Origin of the sequence: Haemophilus sp. UMB1048 (assembly GCF_030218125.1) — a bacterium.
GTDB lineage: Bacteria > Pseudomonadota > Gammaproteobacteria > Enterobacterales > Pasteurellaceae > Haemophilus_D.
Map to the genome: position 1 here is coordinate 129814 of NZ_JASOPB010000004.1, position 17140 is coordinate 146953.

The 17140-nt window shown below is 40.7% G+C and carries 17 protein-coding genes; 13 read left to right on the plus strand and 4 right to left on the minus strand.

Features of this window, described 5'->3' with window-relative positions; genetic code table 11:
• Window positions 1-111 precede the first annotated feature (111 nt).
• The 13 genes from QP437_RS04965 to pdxH all read left to right on the plus strand — a co-directional run bounded on the left by QP437_RS04965 (window position 112) and on the right by pdxH (window position 13465).
• Window positions 112-1422 carry a hemolysin family protein gene (locus QP437_RS04965; protein ID WP_049369995.1) on the plus strand — a complete coding sequence of 437 codons (1311 nt, stop codon included), beginning with the start codon at window positions 112-114 and terminating at the stop codon, window positions 1420-1422.
• 81 nt (window positions 1423-1503) lie between these two features.
• Window positions 1504-2034, plus strand: a complete 531-nt coding sequence (locus tag QP437_RS04970) for a hypothetical protein (RefSeq protein WP_049369994.1) — start codon at window positions 1504-1506, stop codon at window positions 2032-2034.
• Window positions 2035-2108: 74 nt separating this feature from the next.
• Entirely contained in the window at window positions 2109-3629 is a 1521-nt protein-coding gene (gene fruB / locus QP437_RS04975; protein WP_285267152.1) for a fused PTS fructose transporter subunit IIA/HPr protein, read from the plus strand.
• Window positions 3630-3632: 3 nt separating this feature from the next.
• Entirely contained in the window at window positions 3633-4574 is a 942-nt protein-coding gene (fruK, locus tag QP437_RS04980; RefSeq protein ID WP_285267153.1) for a 1-phosphofructokinase, read from the plus strand.
• A 4-nt stretch (window positions 4575-4578) separates the two neighbouring features.
• On the plus strand, window positions 4579-6255 hold the full coding sequence (locus QP437_RS04985) for a fructose-specific PTS transporter subunit EIIC (protein WP_285267154.1): 1677 nt from the start codon (window positions 4579-4581) through the stop codon (window positions 6253-6255).
• Window positions 6256-6348: 93 nt separating this feature from the next.
• Complete coding sequence (locus QP437_RS04990) at window positions 6349-6606, plus strand: succinate dehydrogenase assembly factor 2 (RefSeq protein WP_285267155.1); 258 nt, start codon at window positions 6349-6351, stop codon at window positions 6604-6606.
• Between the two features lie 117 nt (window positions 6607-6723).
• Window positions 6724-7299 carry an RNA polymerase sigma factor RpoE gene (rpoE, locus tag QP437_RS04995; protein ID WP_014064431.1) on the plus strand — a complete coding sequence of 192 codons (576 nt, stop codon included), beginning with the start codon at window positions 6724-6726 and terminating at the stop codon, window positions 7297-7299.
• Between the two features lie 21 nt (window positions 7300-7320).
• Window positions 7321-7902, plus strand: a complete 582-nt coding sequence (locus QP437_RS05000; RefSeq protein WP_111315365.1) for a sigma-E factor negative regulatory protein — start codon at window positions 7321-7323, stop codon at window positions 7900-7902.
• A 70-nt stretch (window positions 7903-7972) separates the two neighbouring features.
• Window positions 7973-8917: a sigma-E factor regulatory protein RseB gene (gene rseB, locus QP437_RS05005; protein ID WP_049365135.1), complete on the plus strand. Its 945-nt coding sequence runs from the start codon at window positions 7973-7975 to the stop codon at window positions 8915-8917.
• A 135-nt stretch (window positions 8918-9052) separates the two neighbouring features.
• Complete coding sequence (gene mobB / locus QP437_RS05010) at window positions 9053-9562, plus strand: molybdopterin-guanine dinucleotide biosynthesis protein MobB (RefSeq protein WP_285267156.1); 510 nt, start codon at window positions 9053-9055, stop codon at window positions 9560-9562.
• A complete protein-coding gene (locus tag QP437_RS05015; protein ID WP_285267157.1) occupies window positions 9541-10950 on the plus strand; it encodes an MDR family MFS transporter in 1410 nt (469 codons plus the stop codon). Before mobB ends, QP437_RS05015 begins: the two co-directional genes overlap by 22 nt.
• Before the next feature lie 169 nt (window positions 10951-11119).
• Window positions 11120-12766 carry an ABC transporter substrate-binding protein gene (locus QP437_RS05020; RefSeq protein WP_285267158.1) on the plus strand — a complete coding sequence of 549 codons (1647 nt, stop codon included), beginning with the start codon at window positions 11120-11122 and terminating at the stop codon, window positions 12764-12766.
• A 66-nt stretch (window positions 12767-12832) separates the two neighbouring features.
• Window positions 12833-13465: a pyridoxamine 5'-phosphate oxidase gene (pdxH, locus tag QP437_RS05025; RefSeq protein WP_193451740.1), complete on the plus strand. Its 633-nt coding sequence runs from the start codon at window positions 12833-12835 to the stop codon at window positions 13463-13465.
• Between the two features lie 64 nt (window positions 13466-13529).
• On the opposite strand, the gene QP437_RS05030 is transcribed toward pdxH, so the two are convergent.
• The 4 genes from QP437_RS05030 to QP437_RS05045 form a co-directional block, all read right to left on the minus strand.
• On the minus strand, window positions 13530-14084 hold the full coding sequence (locus tag QP437_RS05030; RefSeq protein ID WP_285267159.1) for a hypothetical protein: 555 nt from the start codon (window positions 14082-14084) through the stop codon (window positions 13530-13532).
• Window positions 14085-14163: 79 nt separating this feature from the next.
• On the minus strand, window positions 14164-15270 hold the full coding sequence (locus QP437_RS05035) for a Gfo/Idh/MocA family protein (protein WP_285267160.1): 1107 nt from the start codon (window positions 15268-15270) through the stop codon (window positions 14164-14166).
• Window positions 15271-15280: 10 nt separating this feature from the next.
• On the minus strand, window positions 15281-16354 hold the full coding sequence (locus QP437_RS05040; protein WP_197556338.1) for a Gfo/Idh/MocA family protein: 1074 nt from the start codon (window positions 16352-16354) through the stop codon (window positions 15281-15283).
• Window positions 16344-17054, minus strand: coding sequence for a FadR/GntR family transcriptional regulator (locus QP437_RS05045; RefSeq protein WP_285267161.1), 711 nt, complete (start codon window positions 17052-17054; stop codon window positions 16344-16346). The genes QP437_RS05040 and QP437_RS05045 overlap by 11 nt, the downstream gene beginning before the upstream one ends.
• Window positions 17055-17140 lie beyond the last annotated feature (86 nt).

Below are 17140 nucleotides of genomic sequence, written 5' to 3' on the forward strand. Positions count from 1 at the left end.
GTTTCTCAAATATGGGGCGTCATAGAACGCCCTCACAATTTAATAATAACATTTCTAGCTTAAAAACCAGCGGTAAATTGACCGCACTTTAAAGCCAATAAAGAGAACATTATGAGTTTATCTGCAGCGATTTTTATTTTAATCGTATTAATTATTGTCAGTGCAATCTTGTCATCAGCTGAGATTTCTCTCGCGGGTGCAAGACGCATTAAACTACAAACGTTGGCCAATGAAGGCAATATCAAAGCGGAGAAAGTTTTAAAATTACAGGAACAGCCAGGGCGTTTCATTACTGTAGTACAAATTGGACTTAATATGGTTGCCGTACTCGGTGGTGTGATTGGTGAAGCAACCATTAGTCTTCACTTACAGAGTTTTTTACATGAATACACTATGGCAGAATGGGTTGAGCCAGCCTCCTCTTGGATTGCTTTTTTCATGGTAACCACAACATTTGTTTTATTAGCCGATTTAATTCCGAAACGTCTCGCATTGATTAATCCTGAAGGTGTGGCGTTACGGACTATTGGCATTATGCAAGTCTTCATTTTCTTCTTAAAACCTATTGTATGGTTTTTTGATGGTCTTTCTAATATCTTCTTCCATTTAATGGGGATATCCACTAAGCGCGAAGATAATATGACTCCAGAAGACATTGTGGCGATTGTGGAGGCTGGTGCCGAAGCGGGCGTACTAAAAACACAAGAACACTATTTGATTGAAAACATCTTTGAAATGCAAGAGCGTACCGTGTCTTCAACCATGACGACTCGTGAAAACATCGTGTTTTTAGACCGCACTTTTACTCGTCAGGAAGTGTTGAATACCTTATCGGCTGACTCTCATTCTAAATTAGTGATCTGTGATAATGGTTTGGACAAGATTTTAGGTTATGTGGAATCCCATACTTTGTTGACGCTTTATCTTCAACAAGAAGTAGTAGATTTAACAGATAGCCGTTTATTACGCAAAGCGTTATTTATCCCAGATACGCTGTCGTTATACGAAGTATTGGAGTTGTTTAAATCTACGGGGGAAGATTTTGCGATTATCGTCAATGAATATGCGCTTGTAATGGGCTTAATTACCTTGAACGATGTGATGAGTATTGTGATGGGAGAATTGGTTTCTAACGAAGAAGAGCAAATCGTTAGCCGCGATGAAAACTCTTGGTTGATTGATGGGGCAACGCCACTTGAAGATGTGATGCGCGTTTTGGATATTGAATCTTTCCCTGATTCAGAAAATTACGAGACTATTAGTGGCTTTATGATGTATATGTTACGCAAAATTCCGAAAAAAACCGATTTTGTCGTATACGATAAATATAAATTTGAAGTCATTGATACCGAAAACTTCAAAATTGATCAAATTTTAGTTTCGATTGTCAAAGACAGCGGAGTGAGCAAAGAATCAGCGTAGTACTAGGTGTTACCTTGCTTAACTCCCCATTCTAAGTATAATTAACAGCGGTTTTAACCGCCTATAAATAAGGAAAATTTAATGTTTAAAAAAATCTCGATATTCTTTGTTGCAGTAATGCTTGCGGGTTGTTCTTCGATTTCAGATATGACCTCTTATATTCCGTTTATGGGTAAAGACAAAAAGGTCATTGATTTAGATAAAGATAAAATCGACCAAAAATCTTATGCCGCCGCTTATGAAGCCACTGTGGCAACCTATAAAGATCGTGTAACAAAAAATTTCTTTGTGGATAATTTTGCAAGTGGTGCGAATGACTGGTATCTCGGTCGTATTGTTGTACCAATCAAGCAAATTCAAGATAAACTCTACACAGGTGGTCATGATTCTGATGTGTATGCTTACTATAGCGGTGTGTTACATGCAGAAGCATTACAAACTAACTTCAGCCGTTTAAGTGCAAATTGTTGGCAAAAAGTGGATTCGCCAAGTGTGACGCAAGGGATCTACGATGCAATGCGTGATTTGCAAAAAGGCAAAGAGCGCGGTGAAAATGACGCCTACATTTCCCAAGGTAGCGAAATGCTACTCAAAGCCTGTACCGGCCAATAATCAATTTGAGCTGTTGATGAGAGACCTCATCAGCAGCTTTTCTTTTTTTAAATCATCAATGTGAAGGAGCAAGAATGTTAGAACTTTCGGAAAGCAACATTCATTTAAATGCTACGGCAACAAATAAGCTGCAAGCTATTGAAATGGCTGCAAGTGCGTTGGAGCAAGCTGGTAATGTTGAACAAGGCTATTTACAAGGCATGCTTGGACGTGAACAACAAACCTCCACTTTTTTAGGCAATGGGATTGCGATTCCACACGGTACATTAGAAACCCGTTCGATGGTGAAAAAAACTGGTGTGCAAGTTTTCCAATTTCCACAAGGTATTGAGTGGGGAAAAGGTAATATTGCTTATGTTGTGATTGGTATTGCTGCCCGTTCTGATGAGCATCTTGCTTTACTTCGTCAATTAACGCATGTTTTAGGTGATGAAGACACCGCGGCACAGTTAGCGACATTAACCGATGTTGAAAAATTCCGTGCGATTTTATTAGGTGAAAGTGATTCTTTTAGCATGACTGAAGAAACATTAAGTTTAGATATTGAAACGCAAAGTTTGCTCACCCTTACCGCCATCAATGCAGGTAAATTACAACAGCAAAGTGCGGTTGAAAATAGCTTTGTTTCTGAAGTGGTATCCAATTCTGCTCTGCCGCTTGGTAAAGGGTTATGGGTAACCGATGCCGTATCAGGTAATGTGAAAAATGCCTTAGCATTCAGTCGTGCGAAAACCATTTTTAATCATAATGGTAAAGCGGTGAAAGGCGTGTTGACGATTTCGGCAGTTAACGATCAAATCAATGAGACATTAGCGCGTTTATTGGATGATGAAGTCCAAAATATTTTATTAAGTGGTAATACGCAGCAAATTTTGACCGCACTTAATGGTGGTAAAGTGCCAGTTGCAGCAGCTGCTCAATCTGAAGGTCAAATCGCTACGGGTGCAGTGATTGGTACCTTTACTGTTCGTAATGAACATGGCTTGCACGCTCGCCCAAGTGCGGTGCTCGTCAATGAAGTGAAAAAATTCACCTCCAAGATTACGGTACAAAATCTTACTCGAGAAACCGCACCAGTTAGTGCGAAAAGTTTAATGAAAATTGTGGCATTAGGTGTCACTCAAGGTCATCGCTTACGTTTTGTTGCGGAAGGTGATGATGCGAAACAAGCTATTGAAGCCTTAGGTAAGATTATTGCGAGTGGGCTTGGCGAAAGCGTATCTGCCGTACCACCGGCTGAACCAGATACTATTGAAGTAAGCAGCGAGCATGCACCACAAATTCACGAAGAAAACACAGGCTTACCAGCCGATGCCATTGAAGCCGTATTTATGATTCGTAATGAACACGGTTTACACGCTCGTCCAAGTGCCGTGCTTGTTAATGAAGTGAAAAAATATAATGCGTCTGTTGCGGTGCAAAACTTAGATCGTGACACCCAATTAGTCAGTGCAAAAAGTTTGATGAAAATTGTGGCGCTCGGTGTCGTGAAAGGTCATCGCTTACGTTTCGTGGCGAGTGGTGAAGAAGCTCAACAAGCGATTGACGGTATTGGTGCAGTCATTGAAAACGGTTTAGGCGAAGGTCGGGGGTAAGTGATGGCAAAAGTAGCAACAATTACCTTAAATGCCGCTTATGATTTAGTTGGGCGTTTGCCTCGAATTGAAATCGGCGAAGTGAATACCGTTGAAACGCTTGGTATTTTTCCTGCTGGCAAAGGCATCAATGTCGCTAAGGTGTTGAAAGACTTGGGTGTAGAGGTGGCCGTTGGTGGCTTCTTAGGGGAAGACAACGTTGGTGATTTCGAAACGCTATTTAAAAAACAAGGATTAGAAGACAAATTCCATCGTGTTGCGGGCAAAACTCGTATTAATGTAAAGATTACTGAAACCGAAGCAGATGTAACAGATTTAAATTTCTTAGGTTATCAAATCACTCCAGAAGCTTGGCAGCAATTTACAGCAGATTCATTAGCGTATTGCCAACACTTTGATATTGTTGCGGTATGTGGCAGTTTACCGCGAGGTGTGAGTCCTGAATTGTTCGCGGATTGGCTTAATCAGTTGCATCAAGCTGGTGTGAAAGTCGTATTAGATAGCAGTAATGCCGCACTCACGGCTGGTTTGAAAGCGCATCCTTGGTTAGTGAAACCTAATCATCGCGAATTAGAAGCGTGGATTGGTCATCCATTAAATTCTCTTGATGAAATTATTGTAGCGGCAAAAAAACTTAAAGCAGAAGGCATTGCTAATGTGATTATTTCGATGGGAGCGAACGGTTCTTTATGGCTGAGTGAACAGTCTGTGATTCAAGCTCAACCACCTAAATGTGAAAACGTGGTGAGCACCGTAGGAGCGGGTGATTCTATGGTAGCTGGCTTAATTTATGGTATCGAAAAAGGCTTGTCTCAAGCGGAAACCTTAGCGTTTGCAAGTGCTGTTTCCGCCTTTGCGGTTTCACAAAGTAATGTGGGCGTGAGTGATATCGCCTTGCTTGAGCCAATTCTGGCGAATGTCAAAATTTCTGTGATTGAAGGATAATGTAATGAATTTGTTTTTAACTCAATCTCCGCAAATTGGTGCGGCAAAAGCCTATTTACTTCGCCAAGCATTGAGCGAGGTAGCGAAAAAAGCCAATCATACTGTGGTTGAACAAGCCAAAGAGGCGGATTTAGTGATTGTTTTCGGATCTAGTTTGCCAAACTCTGCTGAACTTGTGGGCAAAAAAGTCTTTTTAGCCAATGAAGATGCGGCGATTGCTTCACCTGAAGTCACGCTGACGAATGCACTCAATCAAGCAGTAGACTATGTTCAACCTACTCAAAGTGTGGTTGGATTCGGCGGCGTTTCTGGCATCAAAAATATTGTCGCGGTGACAGCTTGTCCAACGGGTGTTGCGCATACCTTTATGTCTGCTGAAGCCATTGAAACCTATGCAAAAAAACAAGGTTGGCAGGTAAAAGTAGAAACGCGTGGCCAAGTGGGCGCAGGTAATGAAATTACCCCAGAAGAAGTTGCTGCGGCAGATTTAGTCTTTGTTGCAGCTGATATTGATGTGCCGTTAGATAAATTCCAAGGTAAACCGATGTATCGTACTTCGACGGGTTTGGCTTTAAAGAAAACGGCACAGGAATTCGATAAGGCATTTAAAGAAGCGAAAATTTACGAAGGTGGTACAGCAAAATCTTCTGCGAAATCAGAAGAAAGCGGCGAGAAAAAAGGTGTTTATAAACACTTGATGACAGGTGTATCGCACATGTTACCGTTGGTGGTTGCTGGTGGCTTATTAATTGCGATTTCCTTTATGTTTGGTATCGAAGCCTTCAAAGATGAAACGATTTTCCATGGTATTCCAAAAGCCTTAATGGATATTGGCGGTGGTGCCGCATTCCATTTAATGATTGCAGTATTTGCCGGCTATGTGGCCTTTTCTATCGCAGACCGTCCGGGGCTTGCGGTAGGTCTTATTGGCGGTATGTTAGCCACCACAGCCGGTGCAGGGATTTTAGGTGGGATTATCGCGGGTTTCTTAGCGGGTTATGTGGTGAAAGGATTAAATGCAACCATTAAATTGCCGGCAAGTTTAACTTCCTTAAAACCGATTCTAATTCTCCCGCTCTTTGGTACCTTGATTGTTGGTCTTGCCATGATTTATGTGATTAACCCACCGGTTTCACAAATTATGACCACCTTAAGTGATTGGTTAAAATCCATGGGTGAAGTCAATGCGATGGTGTTAGGCGCGATTATCGGTGCGATGATGTGTATTGATATGGGTGGTCCAGTAAACAAAGCGGCTTATACGTTCTCCGTGGGAATGTTAGCCTCTCAAGTTCACACTCCAATGGCTGCCGCTATGGCGGCTGGTATGGTGCCGCCAATTGGTATGGCGATTGCAACTTGGATTGCTCGCAGTAAATTTACCAGCAATCAACGTGATGCGGGTAAGGCCTCTTTTGTCTTAGGGTTATGCTTTATCTCTGAAGGAGCATTGCCGTTTGTAGCAGCCGATCCATTACGTGTGATTATTAGCTCGGTGATTGGTGGAGCAACTGCCGGTGCGATTTCAATGGCATTAAATATTTCACTACAAGCACCACATGGTGGTTTATTTGTGATTCCGTTTGTCTCTGAACCATTACTCTACCTAGGTGCAATTGCAACGGGGGCATTATTAACCGGCGTGGTTTATGCGGTGATTAAGCCGAAGGCGACAGAATAATCGATTCTTTGATTAATTTGATTAAAAAGTGCGGTAATTTTTAACCGCACTTTTCATTTATCAGGTATAATTACAATGATTTAGGGAGAAATTATGGGTAAATACAATAAACTCCGCATTGAATGGGATTGTCGTCGAGGTATGCTTGAGCTGGATAAAATCATCATGCCTTTTTATAAAGCGCATTTTGACCAACTGACTGAAGACAAAAAAGATATTTTTATTCGTTTACTTGCCGCCACGGATTTACAACTTTTTTCGTGGTTTTTTAATGGCAGTCAATCAGAAGATGCTGAAGTGCAAGCGATGGTTGAATATATTCAAGATGTGCAGAAAACGAATGTCCGTTAATTTTTTTGAAATTTTTTATACATAAGGAACTTTTCAATTTTAACTCTGTCTGATAAAGCAACAATAGCTTGCTGTCTTGAATATATGAAGGCGTGTTAGACGTAGCATAGGAGATATATGGCTGAACAGCTAACAGATCAGGCTTTGGTAGAAAGAGTGCAGCAAGGCGATAAAAAAGCCTTTAATTTATTGGTTTCTCGTTATCAAAATAAAGTAGCCGGACTTTTAACCCGCTACATTTCTCATAACGACATTCCCGATGTTGTACAAGAATCCTTTATTAAGGCCTATCGTTCCATTGAATCCTTTCGGGGCGATAGTGCATTCTACACTTGGCTATATCGAATTGCCGTTAATACGGCAAAGAATTACTTAACGGCACAGGGGCGCCGTCCACCGAGCGAAGATATTTTGGCGGAAGATGCCGAAAGCTACGATGTGGGAACCCATCTACGTGATGTAGATACCCCTGAAAACGAAATGTTATCTAGCGAATTAGAAAAAGTGGTGTTCGATACCATTCACAGTTTGCCAGAAGATTTAAGAACCGCGATTACCTTGCGTGAGCTTGAAGGGTTAAGTTACGAAGAGATCGCAGAAATAATGGATTGCCCAGTAGGCACTGTACGTTCTCGCATTTTCCGTGCTCGGGAAGTGATTGAGAACAAAATACAACCGCTTATGCAACGTTAAAATAAAGTCGGAGTTTATAAAATGCAAAAAGAGTTACTTTCAGCCTATATGGATGGAGAAGAAGTCAGTGCCGAGTTGACGAAACAACTCTGTCAGGATAAAGATTCACAAGAATCTTGGGCGGCATATCACACAGTAAGATCGGTTATGCGTAAAGAGTCACCAGTGTTATTAGGTGCTGACTTTACGGCGAAAATGGCGGACTTAATTGAATTAGAAGAAGTAAAACACGTAGAGATTACTGTTTCTCAACCAACACCAGAAGAAGCTGATAGCTTACCATTCGTGCAAAAATTAAAAGCATTCTTTGCACCAATGACACAAATTGCGGTGGCTGCAGGTGTGTGTTTGGTGGCAGTAGTAGGTGTGCAATCATTCAATGCAAAAAGCACCTCGGTTACACCTGAAAACCCAGTTTTACAAACCTTACCATTTAACAATTCTGTTCAAGAAGTAAGTTACAACGCTCCGACCAAAGATGTAGCGACTTCGGAACAGGTTGAGCAAAAAAATCGCCGTATTGGTACGATGTTACAAAACTATGAATTACAGCGTCGTATGCATGCAGATAGCTTAAATGTGGGTAGCAACCAAGCGAAATAATTACTACAGTTAATCGATAATTCACCACCTTAGGCGTGGTGAATTTTTTTCTGGATAAACCAATTTATTTATGAAAAAAACGTCTCTCAAATTAACCGCACTTTTAGGCTTATTCTTATTGCCTTTCACAGCATTTGCAGAAGAGCCAATCCAGTCATTAAATAAAATGTCGCAAGCCATGCGAGATTTAAACTATGAGCTTGCTTTTGTGCAAACTACGCCAACAAATATGGACTCATTCCGTTATCGTCATATTAAGCAAGGGCAAAAAGTGTATGCACAATTGGTGACATTAGATGGTGAACAGCAAGAAATCATCCAGCGCGGTAATTTAGTCAGCTATTTCCAGCCGGATTCACGTGCTTTCACGATTAACAGTGGTGAGATTGTGGATGCGCTTCCGGCAGTGATTCGCACTGATTTTAGCAAGCTGAGTCAGAATTATGATTTTATTAAGCTTGGAAAAGACCGAATTGCAGGCCGATTTGTCGATACCATTCGTATTGTGCCCAAAGACGATTTTCGCTATCAATATCTCGTTTTCTTAGATGAAGAAAATGGTTTGTTATTGCGTGGCGATATGCTTGATCGAGAAGGCAAGTTATTGGATCAGTTCCGTGTGGTGACGTTATATATCGATGATCGTCTACGTGGTTTAACAGATTACCTTAATAAGGTGTCAGTGCCGCCACTTTTAAATGAAAGCAAACAAGAGTCATCTCTTGCAGTCAATTGGAAAACGGATTGGTTACCGCAAGGTTTTGATTTAGTTCGCCAAAATCAAGATGTAATGGATGGTGAAGTGGTTGAAAATGCGTTATTTAGCGATGGGCTTTTCACTTTTACACTCTATGTAAACAAAGCGGATAGCACTGCCGCAACAGAAAACACATGGAAACAAGGGGCATATACGATTTATAGTGAAGTCATGGGCGATAAAGAAATTACCTTTATCGGACAGCTTCCAATTGCCGCGGCTAAGCGAATTGTGCAAGGTGTAACATTCCTAAAATAATTCAGGAGACGTGAGAAAGTTGCTATTTTGTTTCCCCTTGCTATACTTTCTTCACCTGATGGATTTTGATAGCAAAACCCCGTCCTGCGGGGTTTTGTTTTATCAAGTGCGGTCATTTTTCTTAAGGTTTTTACAATGAATAATCCCCTTCCTCTTCTTGGTATTACGGGTTACAGCGGTAGTGGCAAAACCACATTGCTGGAAAAATTGCTTCCTCAATTAATTAAAAAAGGCTTGCGTGTTTCAGTGATTAAACACAGCCATCACAACGCCCATGTGGATAAAGAGGGCAAAGACAGTTGGAGAATGAAAGAGGCGGGATCTGCACAAGTTATTATGGCTTGTGATACTCGTTGGGCATTAATGACAGAAACACCTCAAGCGCCGGTTTCTTTAGCCTATTTAAGCCAACAATTTGATCGTCATTTAACAGATTTAGTGTTAGTGGAAGGATTTAAACAAGAATCCATTCCAAAGATTCTGTTACATCGACAAGAGATGACAAAACCTTTGCCGGAATTAGATGAAAATGTGCTGGCTTTAGCAACGGATTATTCGCTTGAAACTGACCGCACTTTATTAGATATTAATCACATTGAACAGATCGCTGAGTTTATTTATCAATGGTGGAAAAAGACGCAGTAATAGAAAGTCAGCATTATAAAGGGCTGGCTTGGGTGGCCTCCATGGCTTTGTTTATGCAAAGCCTGGATGCGACTATTTTAAATACTGCCTTACCCACTATTGCAACAGATCTGCAAACCCCTGTCTTTGAAATGCAAATGGCGATTATCGCCTATTCTCTTGCCGTTGCCTTATTTATTCCTTTAACTGCTTGGGCGGCAGCTAAATTCGGTACACTCACTGTTTTCCGCTCTGCTGTTTTTACCTTTGTATTCGGTTCGGTCGCTTGTGCGATGGCCACTTCTCTCGAAACTCTTGTGCTCGCACGAATTATCCAAGGTATTGGCGGGGCATTTATGATGCCAGTTGCTCGTCTTGCGATTATTCAAACCGTACCGAAAAATCAATTAATTAATGCCTGGAATTTAATGGCAACAGCAGGACTCATCGGCCCGATTCTTGGTCCGATTTTGGGTGGTTGGCTTGTAGTGCATACTTCATGGCATTGGATTTTCTTAATCAATATTCCTATTGGTATGTTAGGCTTCTGGGCGGCGGCTAAAGTGATGGGAAATCATAAGGGCAATGCGAATAAGTTAGACTGGACAGGCTTTTTGCTCTTTGCGTTTGGTTTAGTGGGTTTAACGCTTGGGCTTGATTTACTCGGTGAAAGTCATAGTGATCGCATAACCACATACAGTGCATTAGCGATTGGCATGGCATTATTGATGGCTTATTATTTTTATGCGAAAGGTAATGAGCGTGCTATTTTGCCTTTATCTCTTTTCAATACAAGAACATTCCGATTAGGTATTGCAGCCAATATCTTTATCCGTCTTTCTGGATCAGCTGTGCCATTCTTATTGCCATTAATGTTCCAACTTTCCTTTGGCTATTCAGCTGAAGTGTCGGGCTGGTTGCTTGCACCTATTGCACTAATGTCCGTCGTATTTAAACGCTTTATTGGGCATATTTTAAATATCTTAGGTTATAAAACGACATTAATTTTATCGTCACTTTTAATGGCAGGTTCAACGGTTTCTATGTCATGGCTTGATTCCTCATCATCAACGACGTGGATTATATGTAATTTAATGTGGTATGGTGCCTGTATGTCGATGATTTTCACTTCGATTAATACACTCACGGTCGGGGATCTATCACAGGAACAAGGCGGTGTAGGTTCAACAGTACTGAGTATTGTACAACAAGTAGGTATTGGCTTTGGTATCGCGGTGGCATCCATTATTTTAACGTTATACCGTCAATTCATTGGTAACGAAGGCGAAGCATTACAACATGCTTTCAGTTACACGTTTTTGACCACTTCTGTTTTTGCGATCGCACTAGTTTGGATATTAAGCTATTTGCATAAAACAGATGGGGATCATTTGCGGAAAAAACGCTGATATTGAATATCTTAGTTTAATTTGTTATAAGAAAGATCATTTTCTTATTTTGTAAAAGTTTGATTTGCTTATATCTTAAGTAAAATTTTTATATACAGGGTGGATTCAAATCTACCACAATTGATGGTTGGGTAAGCGAGAAACTTACCTTACAAAGAAAGGACAACTTATGAAACTAAAAGCGACATTAACACTCGTTGCAGCGAGTTTGTTTTTAGCTGCTTGTGATCAATCTGGTTCTGCTGCAAAAGAAACTGCGAAAGCAGAAACAGCAAAACCTTCAGGCAATAACACCTTTGTGTACTGTACGGCAAAAGCACCACTTGGCTTTAGTCCTGCATTGGTAATGGAAGGCACATCATACAATGCGAGTTCACAACAAGTGTATAATCGCTTGGTTGAATTTAAAAAAGGTTCAACTGACCTTGAGCCAGCATTGGCTGAAAGCTGGGAGATCAGTGATGATGGTTTAACTTATACGTTCCATTTGCGTAAAGGGGTGAAATTCCATACCACAAAAGAATTTACGCCAACACGTGATTTTAATGCGGATGATGTGGTCTTTTCTTTCCAACGTCAGTTAGATCCTAACCACCCTTATCACAATGTATCGAAAGGGACTTATCCGTATTTCAAAGCGATGAAATTCCCAGATTTATTAAAATCAGTTGAGAAAGTAGACGACAACACCGTTCGTATTACTTTGAATAAAAAAGATGCGACTTTCTTAGCAAGCTTGGGTATGGACTTTATCTCTATTTACTCAGCTGAATATGCAGATGCGATGTTGAAAGCGGGTAAACCAGAAACAATCGATAACAAACCAGTGGGTACAGGTCCGTTTATTTTTGTGGATTACAAAACTGACCAAGCGGCACAATACGTAGCGAATGAAACCTATTGGAAAGGTCGTACACCGCTTGACCGCTTAGTCATCAGCATCGTACCAGATGCGACCACGCGTTATGCGAAGTTACAAGCGGGTTCTTGTGATTTAATTCTCTTCCCGAACGTGGCGGATTTAGCCAAAATGAAGACTGATCCAAAAGTACAGCTTTTGGAACAAAAAGGTTTGAACGTGGCATATATCGCATTCAATACGGAAAAAGCACCGTTTGATAACGCAAAAGTACGCCAAGCATTGAACTATGCTGTAGATAAAAAAGCAATTATTGAAGCGGTTTATCAAGGTGCAGGTACTGCAGCGAAAAACCCATTACCACCAACAATCTGGAGTTATAACGACGAAATCCAAGATTATCCGTATGATCCAGAGAAAGCGAAACAGCTTTTAGCGGAAGCAGGTTATCCAAACGGTTTTGAAACGGACTTCTGGATTCAACCAGTGGTGCGTGCGTCTAACCCAAATCCAAAACGTATGGCTGAACTTGTGATGGCTGACTGGGCAAAAGTTGGCGTAAAAGCAAATCCAGTAACGTTTGAATGGGCAGACTATCAAAAACGTGCTAAAGCAGGTGAATTAACGGCAGGTATCTTTGGTTGGTCAGGCGATAACGGTGATCCGGATAACTTCCTTTCTCCATTACTTGCAAGTGCTAACGCTGGCAACTCAAACTTTGCTCGTTTCAAAAATGCAGAATTTGATGCCTTATTAGATAAAGCGATTGGCTTAACCAATAAAGATGAACGTGCAGCGCTTTATAAACAAGCACAAGTGATTTTCCACGATCAAGCACCGTGGATTCCAGTTGCGCACTCTGTTGGTTTCGCACCACTTAGCCCTCGCGTAAAAGGCTACGTACAAAGCCCATTCGGCTACGATGCGTTTTATGGCGTGAGTGTTGATGGTAAATAATTAACGGACTATACTAGCCCTTGCAGTTGCAAGGGCTTTTTGTTTTCAAGCAAAAGGAGAAAGAAAATGGACTTACATGATATTCGTGAGGATTATTGCAAACAGGCGCTTTCTCAGCATGATTGCGATCCCAATCCAATAAAACAATTTGAAAAATGGCTCAACGAAGCGATTACGGCTAAAGTCAATGAGCCGACAGGTGTTAATGTTGCGACGGTCAATGAAGACGGTCGACCAACAAGCCGAATGGTACTATTGAAAGAAGTGAACGAACAAGGTTTTGTATTTTTCACAAATTATCACAGCCGAAAAGGTCGTGCTATAGAACATAATCCTTTCGTTGCCCTAACATTCTTTTGGCCTGAATTAGAACGTTCTGTTCGTATTGAGGGCAAAGCTGAAAAAATCTCTCCTGAACAATCAGATGAATATTTTGCAACGCGCCCTTACACCAGCCGAATTGGCGCTTGGGCCAGCGAGCAAAGTGCGGTCATTTCTAGCCACAAATCTTTATTAGCGAAAGCGGCATTGATTGCAGCAAAACACCCATTAAACGTACCTCGTCCACCACATTGGGGCGGTTATCTTGTGATTCCTGATCGCATAGAGTTCTGGCAAGGTCGCCCAAGCCGCTTACATGACAGAATTTGTTATTTATTCAATGAGGGAAAATGGGAGAGAGAGCGGTTATCACCGTAATATATTTGAAAACCACCATACTTTTAGATAGTTGGTGGTTTTTGGTATTTTATAAAAGCTGATTTTATTTTTCTTTCATTTTTCTTGCGTCAGTAATAAACCATTCCAACATATCCCATTCATTTAATTGGGTTTCTTCATTTCCCATACTTTTCCGTATTTCTAACAATAATAATCCAATGAGTGACATCATTTCTTTGGCTTTATCAGTAGGATTTGATTGTATGGTAGATTCAGAGTTTTCAGCATTCTTATAGAAATATTGATATAAGTTATTGAATGCTCTAACTACATTATCAGATCCAATTAAAGATAGCCTAAATGATAATTTTCTATATTCTAAAGAAAGTAATTTTGCTGTTGCTTCATTATTTTTATCTTTTCCTTTGTTTTTAGGATCTAAGTTCCAAGCTGCATCAGGCATTAATATTATGATATAGGGTTCAAGTATTTGATGATAAATTTCTATTCGGTCATCCCTTAGTTTTTCTTCTAGTTTTGTTTTATGTTCAATTGATTGTCTGATTTTCCATCCAGCTCCAGTAAGGAATAAAACGAGAATTGGAGTAGCAATAGAACCAAAAGCTGCCAAAAAATCTAGCCATGTTTTATTATCCATAATGTTATTACTCTTTATGTTACCAATAAGTACCGCACTTTAGTTTTCTACCAAAGTGCGGTTAATTTTTACGTTATTTTTATTTACCGATGATTTCTGCTAAATCAACTTTGCGGTTTTCGTAACGAGAACGGGTACAAGCATCGGCTGTGGCGATGGCGGCACGGGCAGCTTCACCAGTGAGTAATTTTACAAATTCCTCAGTTGGTTCCATACCATGGAGAATATCATTTAAATAACGCATTTCTTTTTTCATGATAGAACTCAACCAGAGCGGTGTGCGTTTGCCCGGTTTACCGTATTGAATCGCACCGTCCATTTCTGTGCTGTTGTAAATACGGGTACGGTCATCATCTTCTTCTTGGGTTTCGTGAATAAGGAAATAGGTGTCTTTTCCATCCACACGAAGGGTACCTTTGGTATTGTACATATCAAGTTTGATCGCACCTTTTTCCCCTTGAATTAATACATAATGCTCACCCCAACGGAAAGCGGAACCCCATTCTAGAACTGCGAAGCGATTATCATCATATTCCATGGTGACAAAAATCATATCGTCTTCATCACCAAAGTTTTCGCCTTTGTGTGCAACATTGGCGGCTGCCATGGTAACAGTTTTTGGCATGCCCCCCATAATGAATTGTACGCAGTCTAATTCGTGAATATGGTGATATAAGTGGCCGCCAGATTTTTCACGGATTTTTTTCCATGAGATAGTCGGTTGTTGTTCTTCCCAGCCGTTACGTGCAGTGTGACAATAAAGCACTTTACCGATCACGCCTTGATTGATTAATTCTTTGGCATGGTGAACACCGTTAAAGAAGTTCATCACATGACCAGCCATAAAGGTGACGCCATTTTCTTCGCAAGCACGCACCATGTCGTCACAGTCTTGATAACTTAAGGCGATTGGTTTTTCACAGAAAACATGTTTTTTGTTTTTTGCGGCAAGGATGACTGGTTCTTTGTGTAAGTAGTTAGGGGTGGCGACAATCACACAATCCACATCAGGGGAAGTGACTAATTCTTCAAGAGATCTTGCCGCTACGCATTGTAATTCTTGAGCAATGGTTTCACCATTTTCAGGGTCGTATACCATTGTAATCTGTGCATCATCAAATTCATTCATGAAACGGGCTAAATCCGCACCAAAATAGCCAACGCCAACAACACCATATCGCATCATAATAAACTCCTTATTTTTTCACTGAGATTTGTTTTTCCGTTACCATGGATTGCTTCGCTGCTTCTGCAACTTCGATGGCTTCAGTTAAACATAGACTTAATGGGCTGGTTTTTCCTTGCGTTAAGTGCTCTACCACGCTTTGTACTTCGATTTCAGCGGCTCGACTTAACCAAAGTTGGCAAGGTGCGTGGGTGACATTATATTGCTGAGTGCCTTTTGCACTTTCGCGTAAAGATAAATCAGCCTCAAATTCATCAAATAAATCAACGTGTTCTATTTTTCCATCTAGATAATTAAATGTGACACTTGAGGTAAAGAAATTGACTTCAATCACACCATTTTCACCATGAATTTGAATGCCCCATTGGTGTAATCGATAAGCGGTGCCCATTTCGAGCGAACCTAACACGCCATTTTTAAAACGTAATAGCAACTGCAACACATCACGGCTATCTGGCGTATCGTGATGAGCTTGATTAGCCGCTTGAGCAAAGACCGCCTCAATATCCCCCAATAACCAACAGAGTAAATCCAATTCGTGAATGAGATGGAAAAGCTCGCCGCCCGTAAGATTGGCATCTAATTTCCACCATTCTTTGTTTGGTAGGTTTTCAATCCAACGCTGACGCATGGCTCGTGCTACGGTAATTCTGCCTAATTTTCCTTGTTCTAAAGCCGCTTTAACTTTTAACATGCCAGGTAACGTACGCTCTAAATGGCCAACAAAAATGACTTTACCCTTTTCTTCTGCAAGGCGGCGTAAATGTTGGCCTTGAGAAGCGCTTAAGGTAAAAGGCGTTTCAATAAAGACATGACAGCCAGCGTTTAACGCTAAGATCGCTGGGGAATAATGGGCGTAGTTTGGTGTGGCAATAACGACTAAATCAGGTTTGGTTTCAGTCAACATTTCTTCCACACTAAAAAAGGCTTGGCTACCGTATTGCTCTGCAAGTTTTTGTGCAAGAGAAGGGTTGATATCGGTCACCGCAATTAAGTTTGCTTGGGCGTTGTCAAATGCGGAAGCGAGTTGAACACCAAAAAAGCCACAGCCGATTAAGGCGATGTTTAATCCATTAGTTTGCATCATGCCCTCCTTGTTGTAAGCGTTGGCGAATACTTTGGAAATATTGCAAGATCGCGCGTTGCATGCGTACCAAATCATGCGCTTCCACGGCATCAATTAATTCACGGTGTTGCATGGCTAATTTTTCAGGAGAAAGTATTGGTGACGGTAAGCCTTTTTCTACTTGCTGATAAATTTGCCAAAACGCATCTAAATATTGAATCAGTAACGGGTTATTTAATGGTTCATAAAGCTTTAAATGAATGTGGTATTCATCTTTAGGCGAAAACTTTTGTTCTCGTGCATTTTTTTCCATATTGGACACTGATTTTTGCAAAAGTGCGGTCTGTTCTTGGCTAATTTTTCCTAACACCATCGGGGCAAAACCGTATTCCAAAATTTCCCGAATATCCAAAATATTAATCAGCTGATTATGATCATTATGTAAATTCAGTTGGGTGTGAAAGCTTAATCCGCGAATCATTGGCACAAGAGATGATTCACTCACAAAGGTGCCGACGCCATGGCGAATGTCTAAAATGTGTAGCGCCTCTAAAGATTTAATGGCTTCACGCAAACTGGAACGGCTCACACCAAGCTGTTCAATCAGCCCATTTTCTGTTGGCATCAAATCGCCGGATTTGAGATTTTGTTTAATGATGAGCGATTTGATTTTATCCTGCAAAACGAGACTTGCTTCTTTTTTACTTGTTTTTTTCATTTCTGTTCTCATTTTCTAATCTATTTTCTGAATTTGTGATCCAGCTCTCATTCTCTTTGATTGACATAAGACATCATACGTCTTAT

Excerpts from the sequence above, each read along its gene's own strand:
- QP437_RS04965 (WP_049369995.1), top strand. The coding sequence starts at position 112 with ATGAGTTTATCTGCAGCGATTTTTATTTTAATCGTATTAATTATTGTC.
- QP437_RS04970 (WP_049369994.1), top strand. The coding sequence starts at position 1,504 with ATGTTTAAAAAAATCTCGATATTCTTTGTTGCAGTAATGCTTGCGGGT.
- fruB (WP_285267152.1), top strand. The coding sequence starts at position 2,109 with ATGTTAGAACTTTCGGAAAGCAACATTCATTTAAATGCTACGGCAACA.
- fruK (WP_285267153.1), top strand. The coding sequence starts at position 3,633 with ATGGCAAAAGTAGCAACAATTACCTTAAATGCCGCTTATGATTTAGTT.
- QP437_RS04985 (WP_285267154.1), top strand. The coding sequence starts at position 4,579 with ATGAATTTGTTTTTAACTCAATCTCCGCAAATTGGTGCGGCAAAAGCC.
- QP437_RS04990 (WP_285267155.1), top strand. The coding sequence starts at position 6,349 with ATGGGTAAATACAATAAACTCCGCATTGAATGGGATTGTCGTCGAGGT.
- rpoE (WP_014064431.1), top strand. The coding sequence starts at position 6,724 with ATGGCTGAACAGCTAACAGATCAGGCTTTGGTAGAAAGAGTGCAGCAA.
- QP437_RS05000 (WP_111315365.1), top strand. The coding sequence starts at position 7,321 with ATGCAAAAAGAGTTACTTTCAGCCTATATGGATGGAGAAGAAGTCAGT.
- rseB (WP_049365135.1), top strand. The coding sequence starts at position 7,973 with ATGAAAAAAACGTCTCTCAAATTAACCGCACTTTTAGGCTTATTCTTA.
- mobB (WP_285267156.1), top strand. The coding sequence starts at position 9,053 with ATGAATAATCCCCTTCCTCTTCTTGGTATTACGGGTTACAGCGGTAGT.
- QP437_RS05015 (WP_285267157.1), top strand. The coding sequence starts at position 9,541 with ATGGTGGAAAAAGACGCAGTAATAGAAAGTCAGCATTATAAAGGGCTG.
- QP437_RS05020 (WP_285267158.1), top strand. The coding sequence starts at position 11,120 with ATGAAACTAAAAGCGACATTAACACTCGTTGCAGCGAGTTTGTTTTTA.
- pdxH (WP_193451740.1), top strand. The coding sequence starts at position 12,833 with ATGGACTTACATGATATTCGTGAGGATTATTGCAAACAGGCGCTTTCT.
- QP437_RS05030 (WP_285267159.1), bottom strand. The coding sequence starts at position 14,084 with ATGGATAATAAAACATGGCTAGATTTTTTGGCAGCTTTTGGTTCTATT.
- QP437_RS05035 (WP_285267160.1), bottom strand. The coding sequence starts at position 15,270 with ATGATGCGATATGGTGTTGTTGGCGTTGGCTATTTTGGTGCGGATTTA.
- QP437_RS05040 (WP_197556338.1), bottom strand. The coding sequence starts at position 16,354 with ATGCAAACTAATGGATTAAACATCGCCTTAATCGGCTGTGGCTTTTTT.
- QP437_RS05045 (WP_285267161.1), bottom strand. The coding sequence starts at position 17,054 with ATGAAAAAAACAAGTAAAAAAGAAGCAAGTCTCGTTTTGCAGGATAAA.